Raw genomic sequence first — 20,029 nt, forward strand, 5'->3', positions numbered from 1 at the left:
TCGGGACCCATGCGCACCAGCAAGCCCGCCAGGGCCGGTCAGTACCTCGCGCTGCTCGCGTACCTGGTGTTCCTCGCGTTCCCGTTCCTCTGGCTGATCTCCACGGCCTTCAAGTCCCCGCGCGAGCTGGGCGACCTGCATCCGTCCTGGATCCCCAAGGACGCCACCCTCGGCAACTTCCGGCAGGCCTTCGACGAGCAGCCGCTCCTGGAAGCCGCCGGGAACAGCCTGGTCGCCGCAGTCGCCGCCGCCCTGATCGCCGTCGTCATCGCGACCCCGATGGCCTTCGTGATGGCCCGCCACCGCTCCAGGCTCACCACCATGGCGACCGGCTGGGTCGTGGTCAGCCAGGCGTTCCCGTTCGTCCTGGTGATCATCCCGCTGTTCCTGATCCTCAAGAACCTGCATCTGATCAACTCGCTGCCCGGCCTGATCATGGTGTACGTCGTCTGGTCGCTGCCCTTCGCGCTCTGGATGCTCGTCGGGTACGTGCGCGCGGTCCCGCCCGAGCTGGAGGAGGCTGCGGCGGTGGACGGCGCGAGCAAGCTCCGTACCCTCGTCTCGGTCACCGCACCGCTGCTCGCGCCCGGTCTCGTCGCCACCGCGCTGTTCGCCTTCATCACCGCATGGAACGAGTTCTTCTTCGCGCTCGTCCTGCTCAAGTCCCCGGAGAAGCAGACCTTGCCGGTCGTCCTCACCCACTTCATCGGCGACGAGGGCGCGGCCGACCTCGGGCCGCTCGCCGCCGCCGCGTTCCTCGCCACCCTGCCCTCCCTGGTGATCTTCGCGATCATCCAGAAGCGGATCACGGGCGGCATGCTGGCCGGGGCGGTGAAGAGCTGATGCGGACGTCCCGGTTCCTGGCCGCGGCCGCCGCGACGGCCCTGCTCCTCACCGGCTGTTCGGCCGCCGGGCGCGGTCCTGACGAGAACGGCGTGATCACCCTCCGCTTCCAGTCGCTGGCCTGGCAGAAGGAGTCCGTCGACATCAACAAACAGCTCGTGAAGGAGTGGAACGCGACCCACCCCAAGGTCCGGATCCAGTACGTCCAGGGCAGCTGGGACAGCATCCACGACCAGCTCCTCACCTCCTTCGAGGGCGGTGAGGCACCGGACATCATCCACGACGCGTCCGACGACCTCGCCGACTTCTCGTACGGCGGCTACCTCGCCGACCTGACGAAGCTCCTGCCGGCCCGTCTCAAGTCCGAGATCCCGCAGCGGAGCTGGGACGCCGCCACCTTCGACAAGAAGGTCTACGGCGTCCCCTTCCTCCAGGAGCCGCGCGTCCTGATCGCCAACGAGAAGCTGCTCAAGACCTCGGGCGTGCGCATCCCCACCCCCGCGAAGCCGTGGACCTGGGACGAGTTCAGGCAGGTGACGAAGAAGCTGACGGCGGACATGACGAAGACCGGCGACAAGAGGTACGGCGTGGCCTGGCCCCTGAAGGAGCCGGTCTCCGCCACCCTCAACCTCGGCCTGTCGGCGGGCGGCGAGCTGTTCCACCAGGGCGGCGACGGCAAGGTCACCGTGCGCTTCACCGACTCCGACGAGGTGGTCCCCGGCACCGTCCACGACCAGGTCAACACCGACGGTTCCGCGTCCGCCGCCACCCTCGGCATGGGGGGTGCGGACACCCTGCCGGGCTTCTTCGGCGGCAAGTACGCGATGGTCCCGCTGGGCTTCTCGTACCGCCAGCAGATCTCGCAGCAGGCTCCCGAGGGCTTTCCGTGGACGGTGCTGCCCGCCCCGGCGGGCAAGGACGGGCTCACCCAGGGCGTCAGTCCGCAGACTCTGTCGGTGGCCGAGGACAGCCCGTACAAGAAGGAGGCGGTCGAGTTCATCGACTTCTTCCTCCGGCCGGACAACATGGTGCGCCTCGCCAAGGGCGACTGGATGCTGCCCACCGGCACCGAGGCCCTCAAGGACCCCTCGCTGCGCACCGCCAAGGACGGCTGGGCCACCGGCACCGCCGTCGCCGGGCAGCTGCGGCCGGCCCCCGCGCAGTCGGTGCGCGGCTACCAGGAGTGGAAGGACAAGGTCGCCACGCCCGCGTACCAGGAGTACTACAGCGGTGCGATCGACGAGGGGCAGCTGCGCCAACGCCTGGAGAGGGACGGCAACTTGGTGCTCGCCCGCTATCAGCGCTGACCGGAAGGACGGGGCGCACGCGTCGGGTGCACACGTCGGGAAAAGACTTGCACGAGACGTCTCGTCTCGCTTACGGTACGGGCATGAACGTCACGCCCAGCGCCGCCACGTCCGCCGCCTCCGCGCACACCGCCGCCTCCGCGCACGCCTCCTCCGGGCGCGTCGCCCCCGCGCACATCGCCATGTTCTCCATCGCCTTTCCCGGCCACGTCAACCCGAGCCTCGAAGTCGTCCGCGAGCTGGTCGCCCGGGGCCACCGGGTGAGTTACGCGATCCCGGAGTCGTACGCCGACAAGGTCGCCGTGACCGGCGCGCAGCCGGTGATCTACACCTCGACCCTGCCGGACGAGAACGCCGACCCGGAGGTCTGGGGCACCGAACTCATCGACAACATCGAGCCGTTCCTGCACAACGGCATCCATGCGCTGCCGCAGCTGATCAAGGCCTTCGAGGGCGACGAGCCCGACCTCGTCATCCACGACATCACCGGCTACCCGGCCCCGATCCTGGCCCACCGCTGGGGCGTCCCCGCCATCTCCCTGTCGCCCAACATGGTCGCCTGGGAGGGGTACGACGAGGAGGTCACCCGGCCGATGTACGCCGAACTCCTGAAGACCGAGCGGGGGCAGGCGTACATGACCCGCTTCAGCGACTGGCTGCGGGAGAACGACATGCCGGCCGACGACTTCTTCCAGTTCATCGCGCCCAGCCGCTCCCTCGTCCTCATTCCCAAGGCGCTCCAGCCGAACGCCGACCGCGTCGACGAGTCCGTCCACACCTTCGTCGGCGCCTGCCAGGGCGAGCGCGCCGACCAGGGGGAGTGGCACCGCCCGGCCGGCGCGGAGAAGGTCGTGCTGGTCTCGCTCGGCTCGTCCTTCACCAAGCAGCCCGCCTTCTACCGCGAGTGCCTGAAGGCCTTCGGTGATCTGCCCGGCTGGCACCTGGTGCTCCAGATCGGCAAGTTCGTCGAGGAGTCGGAGCTCGGCGAGATCCCGGCCAATGTCGAAGTCACGCGCTGGGTACCGCAGTTGAGCGTCCTCAAGCAGGCCGACCTGTTCATCACGCACGCGGGTGCGGGCGGCAGTCAGGAGGGGCTCGCCACCGGCACCCCGATGATCGCCGTCCCGCAGGCCGTCGACCAGTTCGGCAATGCCGACATGCTCCAGGGGCTCGGAGTGGCCCGGCGCATCGACACGGAGGACGCCACCGCCGAACTCCTCAGGGAGACCGCCCGGCTGCTCACCACGGACCCCGAAGTGGCGGACCTGCTGGGCGGGATCGCGCGCGAGATGGCGGCGGAGGGCGGCACCCGGCGGGCGGCCGACCTGATCGAGGCCGAACTCCCCAAGGGGGCCTGAATCCCCGTGGTCTTCACTGCTCCGCAATTGGGGAGATGAAGAGAAGAAGTGAAGGAGCCCGGCCCTTGCGATATTCGCAAGGGCCGGGTTTTTTGTGAAGGGGCGAACTGACTTATAAGTAAGTCCAGTTGACGAAGTGCCCGACTCGGCCTGCCCTGTCCCTATTTTTGATTACGGATTTTTGTTTAATGGATTACGGCCGTATGGAGGTCTTGATCTGTCGCCGTCAATCGGTCAGTGTTTCGACCCAACCCCCGGAGGACTTCCGGTCGCTGGGGGCTACCCCCACATTCCCCCCACATAAGAATGGCGAGGAGACCCCTCTTCATGGCCATACACAAGACCAAGCTGATCGCGGCGATAACGACCGTGGCCGCCGTGGCAGGCCTGACCGCTCTCGCCGCCCCCACGGCGGGCGCGGCTCCCGCCGAAGGCACCATCTACGGTGCGAACGCGCAAGGCGCGGTGGCGGGCAGCTACATCGTGCTGCTCGACCAGAAGGCCGACAAGAAGGCTCTCGCCGAGAACTACGGCGGCAAGCTGGGGCGCAACTACAGCTCGGCCGTCAACGGGTTCTCCGCCAGTGGTCTCACCGAGACCGAGGCCAAGCAGCTGGCCGCCGACCCGGCGGTCTCCAAGGTCGTGCAGAACAAGAAGTTCCACGCCGACGCCACCCAGGACAACCCGCCGTCCTGGGGCATCGACCGCATCGACCAGGCCGACACGGCAGGCGACAAGAAGTACACCTACCCGGACAACGCGGGCGAGGGCGTCACCGCTTACGTCGTCGACACCGGGGTCCGCATCACCCACAAGGACTTCGGCGGCCGCGCGGTCTCCGGCTTCGACGCCATCGACAACGACGACAACGCGGACGACGGCAACGGCCACGGCACGCACGTCGCCGGAACCATCGCGGGCACCGCGCACGGCGTCGCCAAGAAGGCGAAGATCGTCGCCGTCCGCGTCCTGGACGACTCGGGCTCCGGCACCACCGAGCAGGTCGTCGCGGGCATCGACTGGGTCACCAAGAACCACAAGGGCCCGTCCGTCGCCAACATGAGCCTCGGCGGCGGCGTCGACCCGGCCCTCGACGAGGCCGTCCAGAAGGCCATCGCCTCCGGCGTCACCTTCGCGATCGCCGCCGGAAACGACGCCAGCGACGCCAAGGACTCCTCCCCGGCCCGCGTCAAGGAGGCCATCACGGTCGCCTCCTCCACGAACGAGGACGCCCAGTCCGACTTCTCCAACTTCGGTTCGCTCGTGGACGTCTACGCCCCCGGCTCGGACATCACCTCGTCCTGGAACGACAGCGACGACGGTACGAAGACCATCTCCGGCACGTCGATGGCGGCCCCGCACGTGGCCGGCGCGGCAGCGGTCTACCTGGCGGGACACCAGGACGCCACCCCGGCCCAGGTCGCGGAGGCACTGACCGGCGGAGCCACCCCGGACAAGATCACCAACCCGTCCGCGGGGACCCCGAACAAGCTCCTGAAGGTCGTCGAGTAACCACGTCGAGCAACCATCCGGAGCAGTCACCCGAAGGTCGTCCGGCAACACCGTGACCTTCGCCCGAACAGTCGGCCGCCGTGCTCTCCCCCCACGGGGCACGGCGGCCGATTCTCGTTGCTCCGGCCGATGTTCCGGCCGATTGTCAGTGCCGCCGCCTATCGTCGGGATCATGACGACGAAGACGTACGCCGCACTCCTGCGGGGCATCAACGTGAGCGGCCACAAGAAGGTCCCCATGGCGGAACTGCGCACGCTGGTCGAGGGGTTGGGCCACGACGCGGTCCGCACCCACCTCAACAGCGGGAACGCCGTCTTCAGCACCGAATCGGCCGACTCCGATGACGCGCTCGCCCGCGACCTGGAAGCCGCGATCTCCCAGCACTTCGGCTTCACCGTCGACTGCCTGGTCCGGGACGGCGCCTATCTGCGGGCCGTCGCCGCAGCCTGCCCCTTCCCGGCCGCCGCACTGGAAGGCAAGCAGCTGCACGCCACCTTCTGCTCGGAACCCCTCGACGAAGCCCGGTTCGAGGGGCTCGACCGGGCTTCGTACCTCCCGGAGGAATTCCGGCTCGGCGACCGGGTGCTCTACCTCTACGCCCCCGAAGGCCTTGGCCGCTCCAGACTGGGCGAGGCGCTGGCCAGGCCCGCCCTCACCAAGGGCCTGACCGTCACGAGCCGCAACTGGAACACGGTGGTGAAACTGGTCGAACTCACCGCGTGACACCCCCCGCCGAAGCGGCGTACGTCAGCGACCCGCCAGCCCGTGCCCGGAGAGGCCGGGGCATGATCGGGGACGGACAGCACACCCAGGAAGCGGGCAGCAAGCCAAGAGCGGGGAGAGCCTCATGCGGTACGTCATCATCGGAGCGGGTGCGGTCGGCGGAGTGATCGGCGGCCGGCTGGCCGAGGCGGGGCACGAGGTGGTGCTCGTCGCGCGGGGCACGCACGCGGCGGCCCTGCGGGAGACCGGACTCACGCTCACCACCCCCGAGGGCACCCGCACCCTCCGACTCCCTTGTGCACAGGGCCCGGAGGAGGTGGACCTGCGCCCCGACGACGTGCTCGTCCTGGCCGTGAAGACGCAGGACAGCGTCGCCGCGCTCGACGCCTGGAGCGGACGCCCCGTCCAGGGCGGCGGTACGGCGGGGGAGGTGCTGCCCCTCGTCTGCGCCCAGAACGGCGTGGAGAACGAGCGCCTCGCGCTGCGCCGCTTCCACCGCGTGTACGCGATGTGCGTCTTCCTCCCCGCGACCTTCGTCGAGCCCGGCGTGGTCTCGGCGGCCGGCGAACCCGTCACCGGCATCCTGCACCTCGGCCGCTACCCCGAGGGCGTGGACGAGACGGCCCGGACGATCGCCGCCGACCTGGAGAAGTCGTACTTCCTGGTACCGGTCGTGCCGGACGCCATGCGGTGGAAGTACGGCAAGCTGCTCGGCAACCTCACCAACTCCGTCATGGCGCTCTGCGGCAAGGACGGCGTCGGCTCCCCGGCGCGCCGCGCACTCTCCGAGCGTACGGTCGCGGAAGGCCGGGCGGTCCTGGCAGCGGCAGGCATATCGGCCGCCGGCGACGCGGAACAGGCCGAGGCCAGGGACGGCCGGATCACCATGGCCGAACTCGACGGCAAGGAGCCCGAAGGCGGCTCGTCCTGGCAGAGCCTGGTCCGGGGCACCGGCAGTATCGAGGCGGACTACCTCAACGGCGAGATCGCCCTCCTGGGCAGGCTGCACGGCGTGCCGACGCCGGTGAACGACACGCTCCAGCGGCTGGCGAACACCTTCGCACGGGAGCGGCGGGCCGCCGGGTCGATGCCGCTGGCGGAACTGGACGCGCAGGTGAGCACGGGCGACGAGGAGTAGCAGGAGGTGCAGGGGGAGGCATGGGAGGCGGCATGCGAGGAGGAGAAGTGGCCCGCCGAGAAACGGGCTGAATGACCCAGGGATCAGGGTCATTCGCTGGCTACTGTCTCCTTCATGACGACGACACCGCCCGCCACCGTGGACTACTACTTCGACCCCGCCTGCCCCTTCGCCTGGATCACGTCCCGCTGGATGCTGGAGGTGGAGCAGCAGCGCGACATCGTGCTGCGGTTCCGCCCGATGAGCCTGTACCTCCACAACGAGGGCAACGAACTGCCCGCTTGGTACCGGGAGCTGGTCGACAAGTCGATCGGCCCGGTACGGGTGGTCGTCGCGGCGGCCGAGCGGGAGGCCGACCGCGACGGGGGCGGGGACGAGGACCGGGTGCTGCGCGACCTCTACACCGCGCTCGGTACCCGGATCCATCAGGAGCGGAACAAGGACTTCGACGAGGTGATCACCCAGGCCCTCGCCGAACTGGGGCTGCCCGCCGAACTGGCAGGGGCCGCGCACTCGGCGGAGTACGACGAGGCGGTGCGAAGGAGCCATGCGGCGGGGCAGGACCCGGAGGCGGGCGGGTATGTCGGCACGCCGACGATCCACGTGGACGGGACGGTGTGGTTCGGGCCCGTGCTGAGCTCGATCCCACGGGGCGAGGAGGCGGGGCGGCTCTTCGACAGCTTCCGGGTACTGGCCGGCCACGGTGACTTCTTCGAGCTGAAGCGGACCCGGACGAGCAAGCTCAGCTTCGACTAGGCAGCTTCGACCAAGCAGCTTCGCGCAGGCAGGTTCGCGCAGGCAGCTTCGAGCTTCGAGCGGATGGGGAGGTGAGCGGGGGCGTTGTTACGCCGCCGCTCCCACCAGCGCGGGCCGTCCCGCTTCCTCGTACCTGGCCACTGCCAGTTCCGCGAGCTCCGGGCAGTCCCCCAGTACGTCCGCCACCACTTCGGCGCCGGCTTGTGCCGCCCCCCGTACGATCCTGTCCGGCAGGAAGCCGGGGGCCAGGACGTACGGGGCGACGGCCACCCGGGTGACGCCGGGGTCCGTGCGCAGGGCGCGCACCGCGTCCTCCGTACGGGGCAGTGCAGCGGAGGCGAACGCAGGCCGCACGGCGCACCAACCGGTGTGCCGCAGCTCCCGCGCGATTTCAGCGATCACTGCGATCGCCTCCGGGTCCGAGGAGCCCGCCGAGGCCAGGACGACCCCGGTCGAGCTCTTGTCGCCGGGCCGCAGCCCGGTCTCGTACAGCCGCCGCTCGACAGCGGCGATGAGGAGCGGCGAGGGCCCCAGTACCGCCGCCTGGGTGAGGCGCAGCCGGGGATGGAGCACCGACGCCGCGTGCAGTACGGCGGGGAGGTCCGCCTTGGCGTGGAAGGCGTGGGTCAGGAGGAGGGGGAGGGCGACCACGTCACGGGCGCCCTCCGCCACCAGGCGGTCCAACTGGTCAGGAACAGCCGGGGAGTTGAAGTCCAGGAAGGACACCTCTACCCGGGTCCAGGGCCGCAGCTCCCGCACCCGCGCCGCCAGCGCCCTGACCGTTTCCGCGTGGCGCGGGTCGCGGCTGCCGTGGGCGACGAGCAGGAGGGTGGGGGGCGCGAAGGAGGCCATGGGGATCAGCTCCTGACGAGGAGGCCGCGGCTGCGCAGCACGCGGCGCTCCAGGGGGGAGAAGAACAGCAGGTCGATGCCGATGCCGACGATCAGGATCAGGAGGATCGTAGCCAGTACGCCCGACATGTCGGAGTTGATGCGGAAGTTCTCCATCAGCTGGCCGAGCCCGGTGCCGAGGTCGGGGGAGTTCGCGATCAGCTCGGCGGCCATGAGGGAGCGCCACGAGAACGCCCAGCCCTGCTTCAGACCGGCGAGGTAGCCGGGCAGCGCGGCGGGCAGCAGGATGTGCCGGACGCTGTTGAGGCCGCGTGCGCCGAGAGTGCGGCCGGCCCGCAGGTGCAGCGGCGGGATCTGGTCGACGCCGGAGACCAGGCCGTTGGCGATGGACGGGACGGCGCCGAGGAGCACCACCGCGTAGATCGTCGCGTCGGTCAGGCCGAACCAGATGATCGCGGCCGGTACCCAGGCCACCGAGGGCAGGGACTGGAGGCCGGAGAGGATCGGGCCGATCGCCGCCCGGACCACCTTCACCCGGGCCACCAGCAGACCCAGCGGAGTGCCGATCGCGACGGAGACCAGGAAGCCGAGGGCGCCGCGCGAGATGCTCGTCCAGATGTAGCCGAGGAGGGTTCCGTCGAGCCACATCGACCGGACGGACGCCGCCACGTCGAGCGGGCCGGGCAGTACGTAGTCCGGTTTGAGGTCGGAGGCGGCGGCGAGCTGCCAGACCGTGAGGACCAGGGCGACGGCGACGAGCGGCGGGACCACCTTGGCGAGGAGGATCCGGCCGAGGCCGACGCGCTCGCGGACGGGCCCCGCCTCCAGGGCGTCGAGACCCGCTTCGAGCCCGGCCAGGCTCGTGGCGGGCTGGGTCTCCCGTACGGCACCGGCCTTCTCGGGCTTCGAGGCACCGTCGGCCCCGGCCTCCGGAACGGCCCCGGCCTCCGGAACGGCCCCGGCCTCCGGAACGGCCCCGGCTTCCGGGCCGGTGCCGGTGGCCGGAGCGGTGCCGCTGGCCGGAGTGGTGCCGTCGGTTCCAGCGGCCTTGGCGGTTTCGACGGCTTCGCCTTCGGCGCCTTCGGTGGCCTCGGCGGTCTCGGTGGCGTCAGTGGTGTCAGTGGTGTCAGTGCTGGCCATGTCGGCGGATCTCCCCACGCAGCTGTTCGGTGATCTCTACGGACAGGTCGGCCACCGCGGAATCCTCGATCCGGCGCGGCTGCGGAATGCCGACCTGCCACTCGCGGGCGATCCGCCCCGGACGCGACGACAGCAGGACGACGCGCTCCGCGAGCCGCACCGCCTCGCGCACGTTGTGCGTGACGAACAGGACCGAGACCGAGGTCTCCGCCCAGATCCGGGTCAGCTCCTCGTGCAGCACGTCCCTCGTGATGGCGTCCAGTGCCGCGAACGGCTCGTCCATCAGCAGGAGTTGACTGTCCTGGGCGAGCGCGCGGGCGAGCGCGACGCGCTGGCGCATGCCCCCCGAGAGCTCGTGCACCCGCTTCCCGTACGCACCCTTGAGGCGTACGAGTTCGAGCAGGCGCTCCGCCTCGGACCTGCGGTCGGCCTTCGGGACGCCGCGCAGCTTCAGTGCCAGCTCGATGTTCTTGCCCGCGGTCAGCCACGGGAACAGCGCGTGCTCCTGGAACATCAGCGCCGGGCGCCCGCCCGGCACGTCGATGCTCCCGGCCGACGGCCTGTCGAGTCCGGCGACCAGATTGAGCAGCGTCGACTTGCCGCAGCCCGAAGCCCCCAGGAGGGTCACGAACTCGCCCGGCGCGACATCGATGCTGATGTCGTCCAGTACGAGCTGCTGCTGGCCCGAGCCGGGTCGGCCGAACGACTTCGAGACGTGGTCGATGCGCGCGGCGTACGACGACGCCTGCTCCGCGACCGGCGCGGTGGCCGGTTCCTGCTTCGCGAGTGCGGTGGCCATGGGTCTCACCTCCTGGGGGCTGGGCTGGGCTGTGCGGGCTGAGCTGAGCTGAGTGACCGAACCAAGCGGTCGGCAGGGCTACTTGACGCCGAGCCCGGCGTCGTCGACGGCCGGCTTGCCCTCCGCCTTGAGGACCTTGTTCAGCGGGCGCAGGTCGTAGATGCCCTCCAGCAGCGGGTCCTTCAGCAGACCGGCCTTCACCGCGTGCTGTGCCTCGTCGCGCAGGGTCGAGGCCAGCGGGTCGTCGAGCACGTCGACGTTCTTGAACGCCTGGTCCAGGACCTTCGCGGGCAGTTCCTTGCCGGAGTCCGTCTTCAGCTTCGCGTTGATGCTCGCTTTGGCCTTGTCCGGGTTGGCCTTGATCCAGACGTTGGTCTTGAACGAGCCGCGCAGCACCGCCTCGACGACCTCCGGGTGCTCCTTCAGGAAGTCCTGCCGGACGATGACGTTCGTGATGACGAACTTCTCGTCCTTCCACAGCTTCTTCTCGTCGAGCAGCACCTTGCCGCCCGCCTCGACCAGCCGTGCGGCCGTCGGCTCCGGCACCCAAGCGCCGTCGATGGCACCGGACTTGAAGGAGTTCGGGATTTCCTTGTTGTCCTGCCGGACCACCGTCACGTCACCCTTGCCGGTGGCGGCGTCGACCTTGTGGCCCTTCTCGGACAGGTAGTTGAGGAGTGCGACGTCCTGGGTGTTGCCGAGCTGCGGGGTAGCGATGCGCTTGCCCTTGAGGTCGTCCAGCGACTTGATCTTGTCGGCCTTGACGACGAGGGAGACTCCGCCGGAGGCCGAACCGCCGACGATGCGCAGGTTCTGGCCCTTGGACTTGGTGTAGCCGTTGATGGAGGGGGAGGGGCCGATCCAGCCGATGTCGATGGCCTTGGCGTTGAGCGCCTCGATCTCGGAGGGGCCCGCGTTGAAGACCTGTGACTTGATCCGCGTGCCGCCCAACTCCTTCTGGAACAGGCCCTCTTGGAGGCCCGCCAGTGCGGTGGCGTGGGTGACGTTGGCGAAGTAGCCGATCTTCACCTCGTCGAGGCCGCCGACCTTCGCGCCCTTGGCGACGGGGACGGCCTTGTCGTCGGTCTTGGCCTGGGAGCCGTAGCCGCAGGCGCCGAGCGCGGCGATCAGCAGGGGCAGCGCGGCGGCGGAGGCCAGGGTGCGGCGCAGGGTGGTGCGGGAGACAGACATGGCAGGCAGTCCTCGGGTCTTCGTCTGTGGGCGCGCATATCGGCGCGGCTGTGGGCGCGGAAGGCGGTACGGGGGCTGGAGGCGTACGTCATCGCACACATCGCCCGACCCCGCCCTGACCGCTGCCGAGGGTGCCGCTGCCGATCCGGCCGCCCTCCTTCGCGAAGGACGCGTACACGTCGACCATCACCATCAGAAGTCCCAACCCTCTTCGTCCGCGACGGAGCTGGTGTTTCCGTGGGTCGCGAAGGACTCGCCCGCCATGCCCGCGGCGAGCGTCGTACCGTCCGCCGGGTCGATCAGGAGGAACGAGCCGGTGCGCCGCGAGTCCGCGTACGCGTCCAGCGCGAGCGGCTCCGAGGTCCGTACGACGACCCGGCCGATGTCGTTGGCCACCAGCTGCCCGGGGGCCGGGTGCTGGGAGAGGTCGTCCAGGGTGAGCCGGGACGGAATCTCCTTCACGATCGCCTTGACCGTACGGGTGGTGTGCTTGAGCAGCACCCGCTGGCCGACCGAGAGCGGCTGGTCGGCGACGTGGCAGACCGTCGCCTCGACGTCCTGGGTCGGCGCCGGGGCGTCCCCGGCCGGGGCGATCAGGTCGCCGCGCGAGATGTCGATGTCGTCCGCGAGGCGCAGCGTCACCGACTGCGGCGCCCACGCGATGTCGACGGCCTCGCCGAGTGCGTCGATGGCCTCGATGGTGCTGGTGCGGCCCGACGGCAGTACGGTCACCCGCTCGCCCACCCGGAACGCGCCGGCCGCGATCTGTCCGGCGTAGCCCCGGTAGTCGGGGTGTTCCGCCGACTGCGGGCGGATCACGTACTGGACGGGGAACCGGGCGTGGCAGGCGGTGAGGTCGTGTGCGACCGGGACCGTCTCCAGGTGCTCCAGGACGGTCGGCCCGCCGTACCAGTCCATGTGCGCGGACGGCTCGACCACATTGTCCCCGGCGAGCGCCGAGATCGGGATCGCGGTGATCTCCGGAACGCCCAACTCGCTTGCGTACGCGGTGAATTCGCGCGCGATCTTTGCGAAGACCGGCTCGGCGTAGTCGACGAGGTCCATCTTGTTCACGGCGAGCACGACGTGCGGGACGCGCAGCAGCGCGGCGACGGCGGCGTGCCGGCGGGTCTGTTCGACGACGCCGTTGCGGGCGTCGACCAGGACGACGGCCAGCTCGGCGGTGGAGGCGCCGGTCACCATGTTGCGGGTGTACTGCACGTGCCCGGGGGTGTCGGCCAGGATGAACCGGCGCCGGGTGGTGGCGAAGTAGCGGTACGCGACGTCGATGGTGATGCCCTGCTCGCGCTCGGCCCGCAGGCCGTCGGTGAGCAGCGCCAGGTCGGGGGTCTCCTGGCCGCGGTTGCGGGAGGCGTGCTCGACGGCCTCCAGCTGGTCGGTCAGTACCGACTTGGAGTCGTGCAGCAGCCGCCCCACCAGGGTGGACTTGCCGTCGTCGACGGAACCTGCGGTCGCGAAGCGAAGGAGGGTGGTGGTGCTCAACTGATCGACCGCGGAAGCGGTGCTCACGGTGGTCATGGTTAGAAGTACCCCTCGCGCTTGCGGTCTTCCATCGCGGCCTCGGACATCTTGTCGTCGGCCCTGGTGGCGCCCCGCTCGGTGAGCCGGGACGCGGCGATCTCGGTGATCACCTGCTCCAGGGTCGTCGCGTCGGAGTCGACGGCCCCCGTGCAGGACATGTCGCCGACCGTGCGGTAGCGGATCAGCCGGGTCTGTGTCGTCTCGGACTCCTTGGGCCCGCCCCACTCGCCCGCGGTCAGCCACATGCCGTTGCGGGCGAACACCTCGCGCTCGTGCGCGTAGTAGATCTCCGGGAGTTCGATCTTCTCGCGGGCGATGTACTGCCACACGTCGAGCTCGGTCCAGTTGGAGAGCGGGAAGACCCGGACGTGCTCGCCGGGCGCGTGCCGCCCGTTGTACAGCTGCCACAGCTCGGGGCGCTGGCGGCGCGGGTCCCACTGCGAGAACTCGTCGCGCAGGGAGAACACCCGCTCCTTGGCGCGCGCCTTCTCCTCGTCGCGGCGACCGCCGCCGAAGACCGCGTCGAACCGCTCGGCCTGGATCTTCTCGGTCAGCGGGAGGGTCTGCAGCGGGTTGCGCGTCCCGTCGGGCCGCTCGCGCAGCACCCCCCGGTCGATGTAGTCCTGCACGGACGCGACGTGCAGCCGCAGCCCGTGCCGCTCGACGGCCCGGTCCCGGTACTCCAGGACCTCGGGGAAGTTGTGCCCGGTGTCAACGTGCAGCAGGGAGAAGGGAATTGCGGCCGGGGCGAACGCCTTCAGCGCCAGGTGCAGCATGACGATGGAGTCCTTGCCGCCGGAGAAGAGGATCACCGGCCGCTCGAACTCGCCCGCCACCTCGCGGAAGATGTGCACCGCCTCGGACTCCAGCGAGTCCAGGTGGCTGAGGGCGAAAGGGCTGTCGACGCCTTCGCCCGTGGTTGCGGCAGTGGCCGTCATGCCAGACCCCTCTCGGTGAGCAGCGCGTGCAGCGCCGCTGCGGACTCCTGCACGGACTGCGTGTGCGACTCGATGCGCAGGTCCGGCTCGGCCGGAGCCTCGTAGGGGTCGTCGACCCCGGTCAGCCCGGTCAGCTCCCCGGCCGCCTGCTTGGCGTACAGGCCCTTCACATCGCGTACGGAGCACACCTCGACCGGCGTCGCCACGTGCACCTCCAGGTAGGCGGTGCCCTCGGACTGGTGCCGCTTGCGGACCGCCTCGCGGCTGTCGGCGTACGGGGCGATGACGGGGGCGAGGGCCAACACGCCGTTACGGGCGAGGAGTTCGGCGACGTAACCGATCCGCGCCACGTTGGTGTGCCGGTCCTCGCGGCTGAAGCCGAGCCCGGCGGAGAGGAACTCGCGGATCTCGTCCCCGTCGAGCACCTGGACCTTGCGGCCCTCGGCACGCAGCCGCTCGGCGAGCGCGTACGCGATGGTGGTCTTGCCCGCGCTGGGCAGGCCGGTGAGCCAGACGGTGGCGCCCGTCACTGATTCCTCCACGTCTCTCTGATGCTGAGTTCTCTGACGATTCGTCATCCGTGCAGCCCGCATTCGGTCTTGTTGCGCCCCGCCCAGCGTCCGGCGCGTGCGTCCTCGCCCGCCAGGACCCGGCGCGTGCAGGGTGCACAGCCCACGGACGCGTAGCCGTCCGTCAGGAGGGGGTTGGTGAGGACGCCGTGCTCGGCGACGTACGCCTCGACGTCGTCCTGCGTCCAGCGGGCGATCGGCGACACCTTGACCTTGCGGCGCTTCTCGTCCCAGCCGACGACCGGGGTGTTCGCCCGGGTCGGTGACTCGTCGCGGCGCAGCCCCGTGGCCCACGCGTCGTACGAACTCAGGCCGTCCTCAAGGGGTTTGACCTTGCGCAGGGCGCAGCACAGGTCCGGGTTCCGGTCGTGCAGCTTCGGCCCGTGCTCGGCGTCCTGCTCGGCGACGGTCTGCCGGGGGGTGAGCGTGATGACGTTGACGTCCATCACCGCGTCCACGGCGTCGCGGGTGCCGATGGTCTCCTCGAAGTGGTAGCCGGTGTCGAGGAAGACGACGTCGACACCGGGCAGGGCGCGGGAGGCGAGGTGGGCGACGACCGCGTCCTCCATGGAGGACGTGACGCAGAACCGGCTGCCGAAGGTGGCGGTCGCCCACTTCAGGATGTCGAGCGGTGACGCGTCTTCGAGGTCGCGCCCGGCCTGCTCGGCCAGTGCCCGCAGATCTTCCTGAACGACTGTCATATCCCCTCTTCCTCGGTCGGATTGGTCTTCGCGACGCCCCGGGCCAGCAGCCCCAGGTACTTCAGCTGGAAGGCCCGGTTGCAGGCGCGGCACTCCCAGGCCCCGTGCCCGGTCTCGTTGGGCCGCAGGTCCTCGTCGCCGCAGTACGGGCAGTGGAACGGGGCGGCCCGCTCGCTCACGACAGGTCTCCGTCCGCCGCGCGGGTCGCCCAGGACGCGAAGCGCTCGCCGTCCTCGCGCTGCTCCTGGAAGCGGGTCAGTACGCGCTCGACGTAGTCGGGGAGTTCCGCCGAGGTGACCTTCAGGCCGCGGACCTTGCGGCCGAAGCCGGCCTCCAGGCCGAGTGCACCGCCCAGGTGCACCTGGAAGCCCTCCACCTGGTTGCCCTCGTCGTCGAGGACCAGCTGGCCCTTGAGGCCGATGTCGGCGACCTGGATGCGGGCGCAGGCGTTCGGGCAGCCGTTGATGTTGATGGTGATCGGCTCGTCGAACTCTGGGATGCGGCGCTCCAGTTCGTCGATCAGGGCGGAGCCGCGGGCCTTCGTCTCGACGATCGCCAGCTTGCAGAACTCGATGCCGGTGCAGGCCATCGTGCCGCGCCGGAAGGGGGAGGGCGTGACCCGCAGGTCCAGCGACTCAAGGCCGGACACCAGCGACTCGACCTGCTCCTCGGCGACGTCGAGCACGATCATCTTCTGCTCGGCGGTGGTGCGCAGCCGGCCCGAGCCGTGCGCGTCCGCCAGCTCGGCGATCTTCGTCAGGGTGGAGCCGTCGACGCGGCCGACGCGCGGCGCGAAGCCGACGTAGAAGCGCCCGTCCTTCTGCTTGTGCACCCCGAGGTGGTCGCGCCAGACGCCCTTCGGCTGCTGCGGCGCCGGACCGTCGGTCAGCTTGCGCTTGAGGTACTCGTCCTCAAGCACCTGCCGGAACCTCGTAGGGCCCCAGTCGGCGACCAGGAACTTCAGCCGGGCGCGGTTGCGCAGCCGCCGGTAGCCGTAGTCGCGGAAGATGCCGATGACGCCGCCGTACACGTCCGGCACGTCCTCCAGTGCGACCCAAGTGCCCAGCCGTACGCCCAGCTTGGGGTTGGTGGAGAGCCCGCCGCCGACCCACAGGTCGAAGCCGGGACCGTGCTCGGGGTGCTCCACGCCGACGAACGCGATGTCGTTGATCTCGTGCGCCACGTCCAGCTGCGGGGACCCGGAGACCGCCGACTTGAACTTGCGGGGCAGGTTGGAGAAGTCCGGGTTGCCGATGAAGCGGCGGTAGATCTCCTCGATGGCGGGTGTGCCGTCGATGATCTCGTCCACGGCGATCCCGGCGACCGGTGAGCCGAGGATGACGCGCGGGGTGTCGCCGCACGCCTCGGTCGTGGACAGCCCGACGGCCTCAAGGCGGCGCCAGATCTCCGGGACGTCCTCGATGCGGATCCAGTGGTACTGGACGTTCTGCCGGTCGGTGAGGTCCGCCGTGCCCCGGGCGAACTCCTGCGAGATCTCGCCGATCACGCGGAGCTGCTCGGTGGTCAGCCGCCCGCCGTCGATCCGTACCCGCAGCATGAAGTACTCGTCGTCCAGCTCCTCCGGCTCCAGGATCGCGGTCTTGCCGCCGTCGATCCCGGGCTTGCGCTGGGTGTAGAGACCCCACCAACGCATGCGCCCGCGAAGGTCGTTGGGGTCGATCGAGTCGAAACCGCGCTTGGAGTAGATCGTCTCAATGCGTGTCCGCACATTGAGACCGTCGTCGTCCTTCTTGAACTGCTCATTGCCGTTGAGGGGGGTGTGATGCCCTACGGCCCACTGGCCTTCGCCGCGGTGGCGTCCGGCCTTGCGGCGGGCAGTGACGGCAGCACCCGCGGCGGGCTTCTCTGGGGTGGCAGACATGGCGGTACGTCCTTCGGGACTGCGGAGAACTGCGGGCAGACGGCTCTGACCTGCACACTCGCGCAAAAAGGGCGCGGGGGCGTGCAGACATGCGGGTCGGGCAGTACGAAGCGGAGGAAGATCAGATGTGCGGCAGTGCTGGGCCGTCAGGGGCCGTCAGCAGGCCGGACAGATCGCGCTGGACATGCGGCCGAGGTCGACGTGACGCCGACTGATCAAGGCAACTCCAGCTGTAGACATGACGGAAGCGTGGCACGAGGGTCTCGGGCCAGTCCACCACTATCCAGAATGTGGACCACATCGTCCCGAATACTGGGACGATGTGGTCTGGGTCACGCTGTGGGACCGGTTTTAGGGGGCCCAGGGGTCGGCGGCCCAGCGCTCAGTGGATCAGCGCTCGGCGGCTCAGGGACCGGCGGATCAGGGCTGTGCGGGGTGTGCTCCCGGCCACGGTCCCGGGTTGGCGACGTCCGGCTCCTGTTCCACCTTGGTGTCGAAGAGCCGGAAGCCGCGCCGCTCGTAGTTGGCCATCGCGTGCGGCCCGTCCTTGGAGCAGGTGTGCAGCCACACCCGCTTCGTCACGTCCCGGCCGGGGTGCCGCTCCGCCAGGTCCCAGGCGCGCTGGATTCCGTACGAGAGGAGGTGACCGCCGATGCGCCGGCCGCGGAAGGCGGGGATCAGCCCGAAATAGACGATCTCGACGACGCCGCCGTCCTGCGCCTCCAGCTCGACGTACCCGGCCGGAGTGCCGTTCTCGTACGCCACCCACGTCTCGACCCCGGGCCGGTCCACCGCCTGCCGCCACTGCTCGTACGTCCACGGCAGCCGGTCCGTCCAGCGGATGTCGCCGCCCACCGCGGTGTAGAGGAAGCGGCTGAACTCGGGCGACGGGACCTCGGCCCGTACGATCCGCAGTCCGTCGCCCGCGGGGGGAGCGACGGGTGCGAGATCGTCGGGGGAGGTCTGTTCGAGGGACCAGATCGTCACGTTGATGGTGCTCATGCCGGTCAGGGAATCACGCGACCGGCACCGGGAAGAAGCGGGGGCCGGGCCTCCGCTCGACCTGGGCCCCGCTTGCCCCGCGCCACCGCTTGCCCCGCTCCCCCGCTTGTCCCGCTCCACCGCCTGAGGCGGGGCTAGGCCTGCACCCGTGCCCGGTCCACCACCGCCCCCAGGTCCAGACTGTTCGGCAGGGTGCCGAAGGCCGACCCCCAGTCCCCGCCGAGCCGCGAGGCGCAGAACGCGTCGGCGACCTCCGGCGGAGCCCATCGCACCAGCAGCGACCCCTGCAGGACGAGGGCCATCCGCTCGACCAGCCGCCTGGCCCGGCCCTCGATGCCGTCCAGGTCGGCGAGCTCGGTCAGCAGGTTCTTGATCGCACCGTCGAGGCGGTGATCGGCGCCCCGTGCCCGGCCGACCTCCGTCAGGAACGCGTTGAGCGCCATCGGCTCGCGCTGGAGCGCCCGCAGTACGTCCAGGGCCTGGACGTTGCCCGAGCCCTCCCAGATCGAGTTGAGCGGCGACTCGCGCAGCAGCCGCGGCATGCCGGACTCCTCGACGTAGCCGTTGCCGCCCAGGCACTCCAGGGCCTCCGCCGCGACGGGCGTGCAGCGCTTCGTCACCCAGTACTTGGCCGCCGGGACCGCGAGGCGCAGCAGCGCCCGGTCCTGCTCCGTGTCGCTGTCGTACGCGGCCGCCAGGCGCAGTGCGAGGGTGGTCGCGGCCTCCGACTCCAGCGCCAGGTCCGCCAGTACGTTCCGCATCAGCGGCTTGTCGATCAGCTCGCCGCCGAACGCCCTGCGGTGCGCGGCATGGTGGGTGGCCTGCGCGACCGCCTGGCGCATCAGCGCGGCCGAGCCGATCACGCAGTCGAGGCGGGTCGCGGCCACCATCCCGATGATGGTGCGCACCCCGCGCCCCTCCTCGCCGACCAGCCGGCCCCAGGTGCCCTCGAACTCGACCTCGCTGGAGGCGTTCGACCGGTTGCCGAGCTTGTCCTTGAGGCGCTGGATGCGGAAGGTGTTGCGGGTCCCGTCATCAAGCACCCGCGGTACGAGGAAGCAGCTCAGCCCGCCCGGCGCCTGCGCGAGGACCAGGAAGCCGTCGCACATCGGTGCCGAGCAGAACCACTTGTGCCCGGTGAGCGCGTACTCACCGGCTCTGCCGCCGTCGATCGGAACGGCCTCGGTCGTATTGGCCCGTACGTCGCTGCCGCCCTGCTTCTCCGTCATGCCCATGCCGAACAGGGCGCCGGACTTCTGCGCCGCGGGCAGCAGTTCCTGCCCGTACACCGGCGAAGTGAGCCGCGGCTCCCAGACGGCGGCGAGCGACGGGTCGGCGCGCAGGGCCGGGACGGCCGCGTGCGTCATCGACACCGGGCAGCCGTGGCCGCCCTCCGCCTGCGTCCACACCAGGAAACCGGCGGCCCGGCGGACGTGCCCGGCCGGCCTGCCCCAGGCGTTCGTCAGTCCTGACGAGACGGCGCGGCCGAGCAACCGGTGCCAGGACGGATGGAATTCGACCTCGTCGATCCGGTTCCCGTACCGGTCGTGGGTGCGCAGCTTCGGCGGATTCTCGTTCGCCTGCACACCCCACTCCTGCGCCTGGGCGGACCCCGCGGCCCGTCCGAGCACCGTCAGTTCCTCCTGTACTCCCGCCAGGAGGGCGGGGTCGGTGTGCCGGGTCACGGCCTCGGTGAGGGCCTTGTCCGCGCCGAACACGTCGTACTCCACCAGGGGCGGGGCCTGGTTGGTCACTGTGTGGGTGGTGGCTGCCATG

At 70.1% G+C, this 20,029-nt stretch carries 20 protein-coding genes; 7 read left to right on the forward strand and 13 right to left on the reverse strand.

The genetic code is table 11. The annotated features are described in order from the left end of the window. The first annotated feature begins 9 nt into the window (after nucleotides 1-9). The 7 genes from ACH4SP_RS06550 (at nucleotide 10) to ACH4SP_RS06580 (ending at nucleotide 7,638) form a co-directional block, all read left to right on the forward strand. Nucleotides 10-843, forward strand: coding sequence for a carbohydrate ABC transporter permease (locus tag ACH4SP_RS06550; protein ID WP_398411784.1), 834 nt, complete (start codon nucleotides 10-12; stop codon nucleotides 841-843). Next, on the forward strand, nucleotides 843-2,150 hold the full coding sequence (locus ACH4SP_RS06555) for an ABC transporter substrate-binding protein (protein WP_398410352.1): 1,308 nt from the start codon (nucleotides 843-845) through the stop codon (nucleotides 2,148-2,150). Before ACH4SP_RS06550 ends, ACH4SP_RS06555 begins: the two co-directional genes overlap by 1 nt. A gap of 83 nt (nucleotides 2,151-2,233) precedes the next feature. Then, nucleotides 2,234-3,508 carry a macrolide-inactivating glycosyltransferase gene (gene mgt / locus ACH4SP_RS06560; RefSeq protein ID WP_398410355.1) on the forward strand — a complete coding sequence of 425 codons (1,275 nt, stop codon included), beginning with the start codon at nucleotides 2,234-2,236 and terminating at the stop codon, nucleotides 3,506-3,508. A gap of 327 nt (nucleotides 3,509-3,835) precedes the next feature. Beyond that, nucleotides 3,836-5,020 carry a S8 family serine peptidase gene (locus tag ACH4SP_RS06565; RefSeq protein WP_398410358.1) on the forward strand — a complete coding sequence of 395 codons (1,185 nt, stop codon included), beginning with the start codon at nucleotides 3,836-3,838 and terminating at the stop codon, nucleotides 5,018-5,020. 172 nt (nucleotides 5,021-5,192) lie between these two features. Beyond that, nucleotides 5,193-5,744: a DUF1697 domain-containing protein gene (locus ACH4SP_RS06570; RefSeq protein WP_398410361.1), complete on the forward strand. Its 552-nt coding sequence runs from the start codon at nucleotides 5,193-5,195 to the stop codon at nucleotides 5,742-5,744. A gap of 124 nt (nucleotides 5,745-5,868) precedes the next feature. Further along, nucleotides 5,869-6,882 carry a ketopantoate reductase family protein gene (locus ACH4SP_RS06575; protein ID WP_398410363.1) on the forward strand — a complete coding sequence of 338 codons (1,014 nt, stop codon included), beginning with the start codon at nucleotides 5,869-5,871 and terminating at the stop codon, nucleotides 6,880-6,882. Between the two features lie 114 nt (nucleotides 6,883-6,996). Then, nucleotides 6,997-7,638 carry a DsbA family protein gene (locus ACH4SP_RS06580; protein ID WP_398410368.1) on the forward strand — a complete coding sequence of 214 codons (642 nt, stop codon included), beginning with the start codon at nucleotides 6,997-6,999 and terminating at the stop codon, nucleotides 7,636-7,638. Nucleotides 7,639-7,725: 87 nt separating this feature from the next. On the opposite strand, the gene ACH4SP_RS06585 is transcribed toward ACH4SP_RS06580, so the two are convergent. The 13 genes from ACH4SP_RS06585 to ACH4SP_RS06645 all read right to left on the reverse strand — a co-directional run bounded on the left by ACH4SP_RS06585 (nucleotide 7,726) and on the right by ACH4SP_RS06645 (nucleotide 20,028). Beyond that, nucleotides 7,726-8,490 (reverse strand): sirohydrochlorin chelatase, encoded by a 765-nt coding sequence (locus tag ACH4SP_RS06585; protein ID WP_398410372.1) that lies wholly within the window; start codon nucleotides 8,488-8,490, stop codon nucleotides 7,726-7,728. Nucleotides 8,491-8,495: 5 nt separating this feature from the next. Then, a complete protein-coding gene (locus ACH4SP_RS06590; RefSeq protein ID WP_398411791.1) occupies nucleotides 8,496-9,347 on the reverse strand; it encodes an ABC transporter permease in 852 nt (283 codons plus the stop codon). Between the two features lie 268 nt (nucleotides 9,348-9,615). Beyond that, nucleotides 9,616-10,428, reverse strand: coding sequence for an ABC transporter ATP-binding protein (locus tag ACH4SP_RS06595; RefSeq protein WP_398410375.1), 813 nt, complete (start codon nucleotides 10,426-10,428; stop codon nucleotides 9,616-9,618). Between the two features lie 78 nt (nucleotides 10,429-10,506). Next, nucleotides 10,507-11,619 carry an aliphatic sulfonate ABC transporter substrate-binding protein gene (locus ACH4SP_RS06600; RefSeq protein WP_398410379.1) on the reverse strand — a complete coding sequence of 371 codons (1,113 nt, stop codon included), beginning with the start codon at nucleotides 11,617-11,619 and terminating at the stop codon, nucleotides 10,507-10,509. Nucleotides 11,620-11,811: 192 nt separating this feature from the next. Beyond that, nucleotides 11,812-13,158: a sulfate adenylyltransferase subunit 1 gene (locus ACH4SP_RS06605; RefSeq protein ID WP_398410382.1), complete on the reverse strand. Its 1,347-nt coding sequence runs from the start codon at nucleotides 13,156-13,158 to the stop codon at nucleotides 11,812-11,814. Nucleotides 13,159-13,160: 2 nt separating this feature from the next. Continuing rightward, complete coding sequence (cysD, locus tag ACH4SP_RS06610) at nucleotides 13,161-14,099, reverse strand: sulfate adenylyltransferase subunit CysD (protein ID WP_398410386.1); 939 nt, start codon at nucleotides 14,097-14,099, stop codon at nucleotides 13,161-13,163. Then, nucleotides 14,096-14,677, reverse strand: a complete 582-nt coding sequence (cysC, locus tag ACH4SP_RS06615; RefSeq protein ID WP_398410390.1) for an adenylyl-sulfate kinase — start codon at nucleotides 14,675-14,677, stop codon at nucleotides 14,096-14,098. Before cysC ends, cysD begins: the two co-directional genes overlap by 4 nt. Then, nucleotides 14,674-15,369, reverse strand: a complete 696-nt coding sequence (locus ACH4SP_RS06620) for a phosphoadenylyl-sulfate reductase (protein ID WP_398410393.1) — start codon at nucleotides 15,367-15,369, stop codon at nucleotides 14,674-14,676. The genes cysC and ACH4SP_RS06620 overlap by 4 nt, the downstream gene beginning before the upstream one ends. After that, a complete protein-coding gene (locus ACH4SP_RS06625; RefSeq protein ID WP_398410395.1) occupies nucleotides 15,366-15,548 on the reverse strand; it encodes a hypothetical protein in 183 nt (60 codons plus the stop codon). Before ACH4SP_RS06625 ends, ACH4SP_RS06620 begins: the two co-directional genes overlap by 4 nt. Beyond that, complete coding sequence (locus ACH4SP_RS06630) at nucleotides 15,545-17,251, reverse strand: nitrite/sulfite reductase (protein ID WP_398410399.1); 1,707 nt, start codon at nucleotides 17,249-17,251, stop codon at nucleotides 15,545-15,547. Before ACH4SP_RS06630 ends, ACH4SP_RS06625 begins: the two co-directional genes overlap by 4 nt. A 156-nt stretch (nucleotides 17,252-17,407) precedes the next feature. Further along, nucleotides 17,408-17,491 (reverse strand): putative leader peptide, encoded by an 84-nt coding sequence (locus tag ACH4SP_RS06635; RefSeq protein ID WP_318299652.1) that lies wholly within the window; start codon nucleotides 17,489-17,491, stop codon nucleotides 17,408-17,410. Between the two features lie 180 nt (nucleotides 17,492-17,671). Beyond that, complete coding sequence (locus tag ACH4SP_RS06640) at nucleotides 17,672-18,253, reverse strand: GNAT family N-acetyltransferase (protein WP_398410404.1); 582 nt, start codon at nucleotides 18,251-18,253, stop codon at nucleotides 17,672-17,674. 134 nt (nucleotides 18,254-18,387) lie between these two features. Further along, on the reverse strand, nucleotides 18,388-20,028 hold the full coding sequence (locus ACH4SP_RS06645; RefSeq protein WP_398410408.1) for an acyl-CoA dehydrogenase family protein: 1,641 nt from the start codon (nucleotides 20,026-20,028) through the stop codon (nucleotides 18,388-18,390). Nucleotide 20,029 lies beyond the last annotated feature (1 nt).

Source organism: Streptomyces sp. NPDC021093 (assembly GCF_044333135.1).
Taxonomy (GTDB): domain Bacteria; phylum Actinomycetota; class Actinomycetes; order Streptomycetales; family Streptomycetaceae; genus Streptomyces.